8 protein-coding genes and 1 other RNA gene are annotated in these 12596 nt (G+C 68.8%); 7 read left to right on the forward strand and 2 right to left on the reverse strand.

Annotation, left to right across the window (positions count from 1 at the left end):
- Positions 1–8: 8 nt before the first annotated feature.
- A complete protein-coding gene (locus ACFMQL_RS19635) occupies positions 9–4883 on the forward strand; it encodes an NAD-glutamate dehydrogenase (protein WP_364060301.1) in 4875 nt (1624 codons plus the stop codon).
- Positions 4884–5062: 179 nt separating this feature from the next.
- On the opposite strand, the gene ACFMQL_RS19640 is transcribed toward ACFMQL_RS19635, so the two are convergent.
- Entirely contained in the window at positions 5063–6079 is a 1017-nt protein-coding gene (locus ACFMQL_RS19640; RefSeq protein WP_364060304.1) for a hypothetical protein, read from the reverse strand.
- Positions 6080–6126: 47 nt separating this feature from the next.
- Between ACFMQL_RS19640 and prfB the strand changes: the two genes are divergently transcribed.
- The gene (gene prfB, locus ACFMQL_RS19645) at positions 6127–7245 is read left to right on the forward strand and encodes a peptide chain release factor 2 (protein WP_364060307.1); all 1119 of its coding nucleotides are present in this window, start codon (positions 6127–6129) and stop codon (positions 7243–7245) included.
- Here the strand turns inward: prfB and ACFMQL_RS19650 are convergent.
- Complete coding sequence (locus ACFMQL_RS19650) at positions 7228–7422, reverse strand: hypothetical protein (RefSeq protein WP_364060310.1); 195 nt, start codon at positions 7420–7422, stop codon at positions 7228–7230. The two genes, prfB and ACFMQL_RS19650, sit on opposite strands and share 18 nt — an antisense overlap.
- A gap of 202 nt (positions 7423–7624) precedes the next feature.
- On the opposite strand from ACFMQL_RS19650, the gene ftsE reads away from it, so the two are divergent.
- The 5 genes from ftsE to ssrA all read left to right on the forward strand — a co-directional run bounded on the left by ftsE (position 7625) and on the right by ssrA (position 12381).
- The gene (gene ftsE, locus ACFMQL_RS19655) at positions 7625–8314 is read left to right on the forward strand and encodes a cell division ATP-binding protein FtsE (protein ID WP_127939948.1); all 690 of its coding nucleotides are present in this window, start codon (positions 7625–7627) and stop codon (positions 8312–8314) included.
- A gap of 20 nt (positions 8315–8334) precedes the next feature.
- Complete coding sequence (ftsX, locus tag ACFMQL_RS19660; RefSeq protein ID WP_364060313.1) at positions 8335–9246, forward strand: permease-like cell division protein FtsX; 912 nt, start codon at positions 8335–8337, stop codon at positions 9244–9246.
- A 47-nt stretch (positions 9247–9293) separates the two neighbouring features.
- Positions 9294–9761, forward strand: a complete 468-nt coding sequence (gene smpB / locus ACFMQL_RS19665) for an SsrA-binding protein SmpB (RefSeq protein WP_364060315.1) — start codon at positions 9294–9296, stop codon at positions 9759–9761.
- Between the two features lie 19 nt (positions 9762–9780).
- A complete protein-coding gene (locus tag ACFMQL_RS19670) occupies positions 9781–11658 on the forward strand; it encodes a penicillin-binding transpeptidase domain-containing protein (RefSeq protein ID WP_364060318.1) in 1878 nt (625 codons plus the stop codon).
- A gap of 339 nt (positions 11659–11997) precedes the next feature.
- Positions 11998–12381, forward strand: a transfer-messenger RNA (tmRNA) gene (gene ssrA, locus ACFMQL_RS19675).
- Positions 12382–12596: the final 215 nt, after the last annotated feature.

A 12596-nucleotide genomic window follows, 5' to 3' on the forward strand; every position in this document is an offset into this window, starting at 1 on the left:
AGAGCGAGATGCCGCTCGACGAGGCCAAGGATGAGCTGCTCCAGCGAGCCGCGGAAAGCTGCGCGGCCGGCAGTGAGCATATGAGCGCCGAGGAGGCGCTGTCCTTCCTGCGGCTCTATTACCGACATGTCGCGCCGGAGGACCTGCTCGACCGCAACCCCGTTGACGTGTACGGCCCCGCGATGTCCCAGAGGCAGCTCGCGGAGGTCCGCCCTCAGGGCAGGGCGGTGGTCCGTGCCTACACCCCCACGATCGAGGAGAACGGCTGGGACCCCGGCCACTCCGTGGTCGAGGTGGTGACCGACGACATGCCGTTCCTGGTCGACTCCGTCACGATGGAGCTCGACCGCCACGGCCTCGGCACCCACCTGGTGGTCCACCCGCAGATGCGGGTACGCCGCGACATGACCGGCAGGATGCTCGGCCGCGGCCAGGAGGACATCACCGGCCAGATGCTGGCCGAGTCGTGGATCCACATCGAGATCGACCGGCAGTCCGACCCCCTGGTGCTCAAGAGGCTCGAGGCCGACCTGCTGAAGGTGCTCGCCGACGTGCGCCACACGGTCGAGGACTACGCGAAGATGCGCGCCCTCGCCGTACAGACGGCAGAAGACCTGGGCATGAACCCGCCGCCGCTTGAGCCCGCCGAGGTCGAGGACAGCATCGACCTGCTGCGCTGGCTCGCCGACGGGCACTTCACCTTCCTCGGCTACCGCGAGTACCGCCTTGAGCACACCGACGACGGCGAGGCGCTGCGCGCGGTGCCCGGAGCGGCGCTCGGCATCCTCCGCGACGACAAGGCCGGCTCGGAGAGCTTCGCCGCGCTGCCGCCCGAGGTGCGGGCCAAGGCGCGCGAGAAGCAGCTCATGATCATCACGAAGGCCAACTCCAAGGCCACCGTGCACCGGGCCTCCTACCTCGACTACATCGGGGTGAAGCTGTTCTCACCCGAGGGCGAGGTGATCGGCGAGCGGCGCTTCCTCGGCCTGTTCACCCACGTGGCCTACAACGAGTCGATCTCGCGGATCCCCGTGCTGCGCCGCAAGCTGGCCGACGTGCTCGATAAGGCCGGGCTCGCCCCCGACAGCCACGACGGCAAGGACCTCATCGAGATCCTGGAGACCTTCCCCCGCGACGAGCTGTTCCAGACCTCGCTCGACCAGCTCCTGCCGATCGCGCTCGGCGTGCTGCGGCTGCGCGAGCGCAAGCAGGTCAAGCTCTTCCTGCGCCGCGACGACTACGGCCGCTACATCTCCTGCCTGATCTACCTGCCGCGTGACCGCTACACCACCAAGGTCCGGCTGAAGATGCAGGAGGTGCTGCTCAAGGCGCTCGGCGGCACGTCCATCGACTACAGCGCCATGATCGGCGAGTCGACGCTGGCCCGGCTGCACGTCGTCGTACGCGGCGAGCGCGGCAAGCAACTCCCGCCGCCCAGCGTGGACGTCGAAGAGCTGGAGTCCCGGCTTGCGGCCCTCACCCGCTCCTGGGAGGACGACCTGGCCGCCGCGCTGACCGAGCTGACCTCCGAGGAGGAGGCGCCCCAGCTCATCAAGCGCTACGCCTCCGCCTTCCCCGAGGGCTACAAGGCGGACTTCCCGCCCAAGGTGGCCGTGGCCGACCTCCAGCGGCTCGAACAGCTCGTCGCGGCCGGCGACGGCGACAAGGTCGGCATCAACCTGTACGAGCCGTACGACGCGGCCGAGGGGGAGCGGCGGCTGAAGATCTACAAGATCGGCTCGCCCATCTCGCTGTCGCAGGCGCTGCCGCTGATCCAGCGGCTCGGGGTCGAGGTCGTGGACGAGCGGCCGTACGAGATCGACCGCGACAACGACCCGCGCACCAAGAACGCCTGGATCTACGACTTCGGCCTGCGCTACACCCCGGCCGAGGGCGTCGACAGGAAGGACTTCAAGAAGCTCTTCCAGGACGGTCTGAACGCCCTGTGGACGGGCCGGGTGGAGGCGGACGACTTCAACGCGCTCATCCTCAGCGCCGGGCTCACCTGGGAGCAGGTCGAGATCCTGCGGGCCTACGCCAAGTACCTGCGCCAGGCGGGCAGCACGTTCTCCCAGCCGTACATGGAGGCCGTGCTCAACGGCAACGTCAGGATCGCGCGGCTGCTGGTGCATCTGTTCGAGGCCAAGCTCGACCCGAAGCGCGGCGAGGACGTGCGGACCGACCTCGTCGAGGCGCTCAACGAGGAGATACTCGGGGCGCTTGACGAGGTGGCCTCGCTGGACGAGGACCGCATCCTGCGGGCCTACCTGGAGATGATCCACGCGACGCTGCGGACCAACTACTTCCAGACGGTGAACGGGGCGCGCAAGCCGTACATCTCGCTGAAGTTCGACCCGCAGGCCATCAGCGTGCTGCCGCTGCCCCGGCCGAAGTACGAGATCTTCGTGTACTCGCCGCGCGTCGAAGGTGTGCACCTGCGCTTCGGCAAGGTCGCGCGGGGCGGTTTGCGGTGGTCGGACCGGATGGAGGACTTCCGTACGGAGATCCTCGGCCTGGTCAAGGCGCAGATGGTGAAGAACACCGTGATCGTGCCGACCGGCTCTAAGGGCGGATTCGTCGTCAAGAAGCCGCCGAAATCCGGCAAGCGGGAGGATCTGCTCGCCGAGGGCGTGGCCTGCTACCGGATGTTCATCTCCGGCCTGCTCGACGTCACCGACAACCTCGTGGCCGGCAAGGTCGTGCCGCCGCCCGACGTCGTCAGGCACGACGGCGACGACACCTACCTCGTCGTCGCCGCCGACAAGGGCACCGCGACGTTCTCCGACATCGCCAACGAGGTCGCCAAGGAGTACGGCTTCTGGCTGGGCGACGCCTTCGCCTCCGGCGGCTCCATCGGCTACGACCACAAGGGCATGGGCATCACCGCCCGCGGCGCGTGGGAGTCGGTCAAGTACCACTTCCGCACGATGGGCGTGGACGTCCAGACGACCGACTTCACCGTGGTCGGCATCGGCGACATGTCGGGCGACGTGTTCGGCAACGGCATGCTGCTCTCGCAGCACATCAGGCTGGTCGCCGCCTTCGACCACCGGCACATCTTCGTCGACCCCTCGCCCGACGCCGCCCGCTCGTACGCCGAGCGGCGCCGCCTGTTCGAGCTGCCGCGCAGCTCGTGGGAGGACTACAACCCCGAGCTGATCTCCCCGGGCGGCGGCGTCTTCCCGCGCACCGCCAAGTCGATCCAGATCACCCCGCAGATGCGCGAGGCGCTCGGCATCCCGGCCGGAGTCGCGTCCATGGCGCCCCACGAGCTGATCAGCGCCATCCTGAAGGCCCCGGTAGACCTGCTGTGGAACGGCGGCATCGGCACGTACGTCAAGGCCACCTCCGAGTCCCACACCGACGTGGGCGACAAGGCCAACGACGGGCTTCGCGTCAACGCCTCCGAGCTGCGCTGCAAGGTCGTCGGCGAGGGCGGCAACCTCGGCTTCACCCAGCTCGCCCGCATCGAGTTCGCGCTCAACGGCGGGCTGATCAACACCGACTTCATCGACAACTCGGCCGGCGTCGACACCTCCGACCACGAGGTGAACATCAAGATCCTGCTCGACCAGGTCGTCCGCGACGGCGAGCTGACCGACAAGCAGCGCAACCAGCTCTTCACCTCGATGACCGACGAGGTCGCCGAGCTGGTGCTGCGCGACAACTACGCGCAGAACGTCGTGCTCGCCGCGGCCCGCGCGCAGGCGGTCTCGATGCTGCACATCCACTCTCGCTACCTGCGCAAGCTCGAACGCGACGGGCTGGTCAACCGGGAGCTGGAGTTCCTGCCGTCGGACAAGACGCTCGCCGAGCGGCGCCAGGCCAGGCTCGGGCTCACCGCGCCCGAGTTCTCCGTGCTGCTCGCCTACACCAAGCTGGTGGCCGACGCCGAGCTGCTCGGCTCCGACCTGCCGGACGACCCCTACCTGGCGTCGTGGCTGGTCGAGTACTTCCCGTCCGCGCTGCGCGAGCGGTTCAGGACGTACATGGACGCGCACCCGCTGCGCCGCGAGATCATCACCACCCGCGTGGTGAACGAGCTGGTCAACTCCGCGGGCACCACGTTCCTGTACCGCTTCGGCGAGGAGACCGGCGCGTCCACGCCCGACATCGTGCGGGCGTACCTGGTGGCGCGTGAGGTCTTCGACCTGCCCGGCTTCTACCGCGCGGTCGAGTCGCTGGACAACCAGGTCGACACCGCCACGCAGATCAAGATGCTGCTCGAAGCCCGCAAGCTGGCCGAGCGCGGCGCGCGCTGGCTGCTGGTCAACCGGCGGCCGCCGCTCGACCTCGCCGCCTCGATCGCGTTCTTCGACAAGGGCGTCAACGGGCTCATCGCGCACCTGCCGAAGCTGCTCACCGGGCCCGACCTCGCCGCGTACGAGGAGCGCCGCGACTCGTTCGTGGCCCGCGGGGTGCCCGAGGAGATGGCCGAGCGGGTGGCCGCGATGGTGCCCGCGTACTCGACGCTGGACCTGGTGGAGATCGCGTCGCTGACCGGACGTCCGGTCAACGAGGTCGGCGAGGTCTACTTCGACCTGGCCGACCGGCTGCAGCTCGCCCGGCTGCGCGAGCGCATCATCGCGCTGCCCCGCGACAACCGGTGGAACTCGATGGCGCGCTCGGCGCTGCGCGACGACCTGTACGCCGCGCACGCCTCGCTGACCCGCGACGTGCTGGCGCACAGCAAGCCGGGCCTGTCGCCCGAGGAGCGGCTGGCGAGCTGGACCGAGGCCAACTCGGCGGCCGTCGCCAGGGCCAGGCAGACGCTGTCGGAGATCTGGGAGAGCGACAACTTCGACCTGGCCACGCTGTCGGTCGCGCTGCGCGCCATCCGCACGCTGGTGGCCTCGAGCAACCTGCCTCACACGGAGGCGTGAGAGCGGCCGGGGCGGGCTTTCCCGCCCGCCCCGGCACTCTGGGCAGGCATCGGGCACGGGCGGCCGCTCACAGGGCTCTCGCGCGCGTCTGAGCCCGCCTGGGCCGCCGCTCAAAGGGCTCTCGCGCCGCCTTCACCGCTGCTCAGCGGGCTCTCGGCGTCCTCCGGGCGCCCTACCGGCTACTGGCCGGAGGCGCGGGTGAGCGCGCCGTCGTGGGCGATCACGGGCGCGGGCGCCGGGGCGGACAGCGGCGGCACGGCGGTCGCGTACTGGTGCGTCTCGGTGAGCTTGAGCGAGCGGCGCAGCACCGGCGAGCTGATCGCCCAGCGCGCCGAGTCGGGCACCGGGATGTAGTCGTCCTCGGCCGTCTTGGTCTGCGTGGACGTGGTGCGCGACAGCGAGTACTGGATGAGCGCGCCGCCGTCCTCGGTGCGCAGTGCGTACACGGGGAAGTTGTCGGCGCTGAAGATCGAGTCGTAGCTGAAGCCGTCGCTCTTGGCGCTCTCGCGGCGCTCGGCGATCTGCTCGGCCACCTCGGTGGTGTAGGGCCCGGCGGCGAGCAGGCCGTCGGTGACGCCCGCCTTGCCCGTCTCGGCCACGCTCGCGTGGACGGGGCCGATGAACTGCGGGCTGATCGTGATGGTCTTGTCGTCGGCGGGCACGGCCGTGGCGTAGCCCTCGGCGTCGAGCTTGATCGGCGGCAGCTTCTGGCCGGGCAGCAGCTCGGCGGCCGAGCTGAGCCGCCAGCGGTCGAACTTCACGAACGTCAGCAGCGTGGGCCGGTCGTCACGCGTCACCAGCACGCTGAACCAGGGCGCGCCGTCGCCCTTGGCGAACCTCGGCACGTAGAACGTCGGCGTGCCCCACCGGTGGCGCGGCGGGTCGTAGCCGGTGGACAGGTAGGCGGCCTGGGTGAGCTGCCACTGCCCGCCGGTCGTGATGTCCTGCACCTGCAGCAGCCGGCCCTGGAAGTCGCTCGGCACGCGGCGCAGCAGGTCGTCGGTACGGGTGTAGGCGGCGAACTCCTCGGCCGCCTCCTGCTTGGTGACGACCGGCGGCTCAGGAGATGGCGAGGGTGTCGAGGTGGCCGCCGCCGGTGTCGAAGGGGCCGGGCGGGCATCGCCGGAGCAGGCGGTCACCGCGGCGAGAAGACCGGCGGCGAGCGCCAGCGTCCTCCGCCGACCGTATGCACGCACCTCGCCATGTTATTCGGGCCCGCGCGGGTCGCGTACCCTTGGGAGACGTGGCAGGCATCGATCCGGCAGAAGAGATCAACGAGCTTCGGGGCACGCTCCGCAGCATCCAGGACGTGCTCGACCTCGACGCGATGCGCAAGCAGATCGAGGAGCTGGAGCAGCAGGTTGCCGCGCCCGACCTGTGGGACGACCCCGAGCAGGCCCAGAAGGTGACCAGCAGGCTCTCCCACCTCCAGGGCGAGCTCAACCGGGTCGAGGGCATCGCCAGGCGGCTCGACGACCTGACGGTCCTCTACGAGCTGGCGGCCGAGGAGGGCGACGACGACACGCGGGCCGAGGCCGACAAGGAGCTGCAGTCGCTGCGCTCCGACATCGGCGCGCTGGAGGTCCGCACGCTGCTGTCGGGCGAATACGACGCCCGCGAGGCGCTCATCACGATCAACTCCCAGGCCGGCGGCGTCGACGCGGCCGACTGGGCGGAGATGCTGCTGCGCATGTACCTCCGCTGGGCCGAGCGCAAGGGCTACCCGACCGAGGTCTACGAGACCTCCTACGCCGAAGAGGCCGGCATCAAGTCGGCCACCTTCGCCATCAAGGCGCCCTACGCCTACGGCACGCTGCGCGGCGAGCACGGCACCCACCGTCTGGTGCGCATCAGCCCGTTCGACAACCAGGGGCGGCGGCAGACCTCGTTCGCGGGCGTCGACGTCGTGCCCGTCGTCGAGCAGACCGACCACATCGACATCAACGAGGACGAGATCCGCGTCGACGTCTACCGGTCGAGCGGCCCCGGCGGCCAGGGCGTCAACACCACCGACTCCGCGGTGCGCATCACCCACCTGCCGACCGGCATCGTGGTCTCCTGCCAGAACGAGCGTTCGCAGCTGCAGAACCGCGCCACGGCGATGGCCGTCCTGCAGGCCAAGCTGCTGGAGCTCAAGCGGCAGGAAGAGGCCGAGAAGATGTCGGAGCTGCGGGGCGCGACGACCACCTCGTGGGGCACGCAGATCCGTAACTACGTGCTGCACCCTTATCAGATCGTCAAGGACCTGCGCACCGGCACCGAGGCCGGCAACCCGTCAGCGGTGCTCGACGGCGACCTCGACGAGTTCATCGAGTCGGAGATCCGATGGATGCGGCGGCAGGAGTCAGGCGCCGCCGACTAGGTGCTCGGCGGCCAGCGTCAGCAGGAGCAGGGCGACGAGCAGCAGCGCGACGAGCGCGGGTGACAGCCCGGCGAAGCCGTGGTTGTGCATCCGCTCTCGGCTCGCCCGGCACATGGGGCAGCGTCCCTCGATCACGGGGTGGGCGCACTGCGCGCATACGAGGTGTTCGCAACTCATGACAGCCCCAAGTCTAGCCGCACAATCGTTTTGTTTCCGTTATGGACGTTCCATGCCAGTCTTCCCCCTAGACTGTCGTCTGGCCAATCGGAACGTCGATCATCAGTAAAGAAGACGTAACCGATGGTCGCCCGGCGGGAAGTGGGCATATGCCACCCTCGCTTCCGTCCTGACCCCTAGACTGGCATGCCGTGATGCTCTCGTGATCCATTTCGATAATGTCACCAAGGTCTACGCGAACCAGAACCGGCCCGCCCTCGACCACGTATCCGTTGACGTGGACAAGGGTGAGTTCGTGTTCCTCGTCGGTCCCTCGGGATCAGGCAAGTCCACGTTCCTGCGTCTGATCCTGAAGGAGGAGCGGCCCAACTCCGGCGCGATCCACGTCGCCGGCAAAGACCTGAGCCGCCTCTCCAACTTCAAGGTGCCGCACCTGCGCCGCCGCATCGGCTGCGTCTTCCAGGACTTCAGGCTGCTCCCGAACAAGAACGTCTACGAGAACGTGGCGTTCGCGCTCGAGGTCATCGGAAAGCCGCGGCGCTTCATCCGCAAGGTGGTGCCCGAGGTCATCGAGCTGGTCGGCCTCGAAGGCAAGGCGCACCGCATGCCCGACGAGCTGTCCGGCGGCGAGCAGCAGCGCGTCGCCATGGCCCGCGCCTTCGTCAACCGGCCCATGATCCTGCTGGCCGACGAGCCCACGGGCAACATCGACCCTGCGACGAGCATCGGCATCATGAAGGTGCTCGACCGCATCAACAGGACTGGCACCACGGTCGTCATGGCCACGCACGACGCGGCCATCGTCGACTCCATGCGTAAGCGTGTCGTGGAGCTGGAGGACGGCAAGATCGTCCGTGACCAGTCGCGTGGCGTGTACGGCCAGGCGTACTGACAGGGAGCTGCAGACAAGACATGCGGGCGAATTTCATCTTCTCCGAGGTCTGGATCGGCCTCCGTCGTAACCTGACGATGACGATCGCCGTGATCATCACGGTGGCGGTCGGTATGGCGATGCTCGGCGTCGGCCTGATGATCAACACCCAGGTCGGGCTGATGAAGGGCTACTGGGACGACAAGGTCGAGATCTCCGTCTTCCTGTGCAAGAAGGGGACGGCCATACCGGACTGCAAAGGCAAGGCGATCACGCCCGCGCAGATCAAGGCGCTCGAGCAGCACATCAAGGGCACCAAGGGCGTCAAGGAGGTGTTCTTCGAGACCGAGGCCGACGCGTACCGGAACTTCAAGCAGTCGTTCTCGTCCTCGAACCCGGCCCTGGTCGACGCGACCAAGGTCGAGGACCTGCCGCAGTCGTTCCGCATCAAGCTCGAGGATCCCGACAACTACCAGCCGGTGATCCAGGCCGTGACCGGGCAGCCGGGCGTGGCCCAGGTGATGGACCAGAAACAGCTCATCGCCCCGTTCTTCGACATGCTCGACAAGCTCGCGCTCGCCGCGCTGACCGTGGCCATCATCCTGGTGCTCGCGGCGGCGCTGCTGATCGGCAACACGGTGCGGTTGTCGGCGTTCAACCGGCGCCGCGAGACGGGCATCATGCGGCTGGTCGGCGCCTCCAACCTCTACATCCAGCTCCCCTTCGTCATGGAGGGCGTCATCGCCGGTCTCGTCGGCGGCGTCTTCGCGGCGATCATTCTGATCTGCGCGAAGGTGTTCCTCTTCGAGGAGATCGTCGGCTTCTTCGGCGGTGCCACGGCTCAGCTCAGCTGGAACGACCTGGCCCAGACGATCACCATCACCATGATTATCGGTGTCGTGATCTGTATCCTGGCCTCGTTCGTGACGCTACGTCGCTATCTGCGGGTGTAGCGGTGCGCATGGGCTGCGAGCGTCCCTGTCGCCGGTAAAGTCGAAGCATGCCACGTGAGACCGGGCGGAAGGTCATCGCCCAGAACAAGCGCGCTCGGCACGACTACCACATCGAGGACACTTTCGAGGCGGGTCTCGTGCTGCAGGGCACCGAGGTGAAGTCGCTACGCGAGGGCCGCGCCTCGCTCGTCGACGGCTACGCCACGATCGACGGCAACGAAGCGTGGCTGCTCAACGTGCACATCCCCGAATACGCGCAGGGCACCTGGACCAACCACGCGGCCCGGCGCAAGCGCAAGCTGCTGCTGCACCGCAAAGAGATCGACAAGCTCGCCGCCAAGATCAAGGAGGGCGGGCTGACGATCGTGCCGCTGTCCCTCTACTTCAAGGACGGCAGGGCGAAGGTCGAGATCGCCGTCGCCCGGGGCAAGAAGGACTGGGACAAGCGGCAGGCGCTGGCGGAGCAGCAGGCCAAGCGGGAGATGGCCCGGGCGCTGCGCTACCGCAACAGATGAGACGGCGGCACTGCGACCGATGAGACGCGGACCTTTCAGGCGTACGGCGATGCACCGCGCCCGCCGCCTGCTGGCGGCGACCGCCACGCTGGCGGTCGCCAGCACGACGCTGACCGGCTGCTTCGAGGAGTCGTCACCCCACGACGCGGTGCGCGACTTCCTCGTGGGCTGGCAGTCGGAGGACTACGAGCTGGCCGCCCGCCGCACCGACGGCGACCCGGCGAAGGTGCGCAAGGCGCTGGAGGACGCCAAGCTGGAGCTCGACGCCGCCTCCTTCCGCTTCAAGATCACGGCCATCAGCGTCGACGGCGACGAGTCGGAGGCCGACTTCCACGCCGAGGTCGACCTCGGGGAGAACAACCCGCTGTGGCAGTACGACAGCAAGCTGCCGCTCCACCTCGTCGACGGCGCGTGGAAGGTCCGCTGGTCGCCCTCCGTGCTGCACCCGCAGCTCAAGGAGGGCCAGCGCTTCGCGGTCGACACCGAGCCCAAGCCGCGCCAGCCCGTGCTCGACCGCGACAACGACCCGCTGCAGAGCGACACCATCCTCTACGTCGCCGGCGTCGTCCCCGACGAGCTGGGCGACCGGGCCGAGGAAGTGGTCGCCAAGCTGTCCGACGTCACCGGCTACGCCCAAGACCGCCTGCTCAGCCGGGTCAGGTCGTCGCCGCCCGACAAGTTCGTGCCGCTGGTGACGTTCGGACGCTCGCGCTACCAGTCGATGCAGACCAAGCTGGCGATCGACGGCATCAAGATCGTGTCGCAGAAGCAGCCGGTCAACCCCGACGCGCCGCGCCAGATCGTCGGCACCGTCAGCGCGCTCACACCCGAGACCGAGCAGAAGCTCGGCGGTCCGCAGCGGGCCGGCGACTCGGTGGGCAAGAGCGGGCTGCAGCAGGCGTACCAGGACTATCTGACCGGCTCCACCGAGACGAAGGTGATCACCCTCGATCTCAAGACCGGCCGGCAGGTCGCGCTGCTGGAGGAGTGGCCAGGACGGCAGAACGTCTCGGTCAAGACCACCATCGACAGGAAGGTGCAGGCCGCGGCCGAGCAGGCGGTGGCCGAGACCCAGACCAGCGCCCTGGTGGCGGTGCAGCCCGACACCGGCGAGATCCTCGCGGTCGGCAGCAAGGGGCTCCACCAGGAGCGGCATGGGCTGGCCGGGAAGTTCCCCGCCGGCACCGCGTTCTCGATCATCGCCGCCGACGCGCTGCTGAAGGCCGGGGTGAGCCCCAAGCAGCGGCTGGCCTGCCCGCAGGAGCGCACGGTCGGCGGCGCCAAGTTCGTCCAGGCGGCCCACAACGCCCCACTGCCGGCGTCGGCCTCGTTCCAGGACAACTTCGCCAAGGGGTGCGTGACCGCGCTGGCCTCGCTGGCCCGCCGCGTCTCGGGTGACGATCTGCTCAGGAGCGCGCAGGCGCTGGGCTTGGAGCAGCCGTGGCGGCTGCCGCTGAAGTCGTTCAGCGGCAAGCTGCCGAGGCTGTCCAGCGACGCCGACAAGGCCAAGGCCATCGCGGGCCAGAGCGTCCAGGTGAGCCCGCTCAGCATGGCTCTGGTGGCCGCTGCGGTGGCGTCCGGGACGTGGCGGCCTCCCGTACTCGTGACCGAGCCCAAGACGCCCAGCGCGACCGCCACGGCGCCGCCCGCGACCCAGCCCGCGCCCCAGCAGATGGACCCGAAGGTGCGCGCGACGCTGACGACGATGATGCGCGCCGGTGCGGTCGGCTCGCCCGCGCAGGCCGGTAAGGCCAAGGTCTACGGCATCACCGCCACCGCGGAGGGCGGCCTCACCTGGTGGGTCGGCTGGCAGGGCGACGTCGCCGTCGCCGTCCTGGCGAAGAACCACGACGCCGGAGCCGTGGCGGGAGACTTCTTCGCGGGGCTCGCGGACTGACATCGCGGCCGAAGGTGAAAAAGTCGTGACGCTGAGCAACCATCCGGACTTCCCCCGGCGTCTTACTGAGTGACTGGGCCCGCTCGGGGGGTTGCGGTCCCAGTCGCCGTGATGAGATCAGGACTTCATCTCGGGGAAGTCCTGCCGTCCGGACCGGCTCGACCCTGCCGGTCGGCCCCCGGGAGCACGTGCCTCAGCGCCGGGCTCCCGGGGGTTTCGGCGTTGCCGCGAGGTCCCGCGCCGGCGCGGAATTAAGTTGGCATCGGGGGCGTTGTCCGATGTACATTCCTGTTGCGCCGACCCTCGCGCGGGCCGGCGGTGACGGTTGACAACTGCACAGGGGGTGACTGGCTTCGACTTTGACCTTGCAAGCCAGGTGAAGCGGGCCGAGGACTGCGGACATAACCTCGTTAATCCTGTGACCGCAAACAATAAGTGCCAATTCTAAGAGCACTGTGGCCGCCAGGGACTCCCTGGCCCTCGCTGCCTGATCAGCGAAGCCACTGTCAGCCCGGGAGCGCCTTCGGCCCGGTGTCTGGCATCGCTAGAAGGCTCAACCGATCAACCCGGCCACGGGGGAGATCGGGAAATCTAACAGTGGCTGAGCCCGTCGGCGACTTGCCTGCGTGATCGCCGGGGCCGAGAAAAGCACAGCAGGCTGCGCCCGGAGAAGCCCTGACTTGGGGTTGAAGGACGCGGGTTCGATTCCCGCCACCTCCACCAGCTTTTCGCGACCGCCTCTTCGCCGCGGGCTTCCGCAGGCGAGGGGCGGTTTCGCGTGTCTGCGGTCCTTGCCTGCGTGCCCCCGCTCCCAGGCCGAGGTGCGCCTGCCCTCGCTCACCCATGCTCACGCGCGCCACGCGTGTCCGCGGCGCCGGGCCGCGGTGCCCTCTGCCTCTCTGCGGCCGCGCCGTGAGCGAGCGCCTGCGTGGAGATTC

Origin of the sequence: Nonomuraea fastidiosa (assembly GCF_042751225.1) — a bacterium.
GTDB lineage: Bacteria > Actinomycetota > Actinomycetes > Streptosporangiales > Streptosporangiaceae > Nonomuraea > Nonomuraea fastidiosa.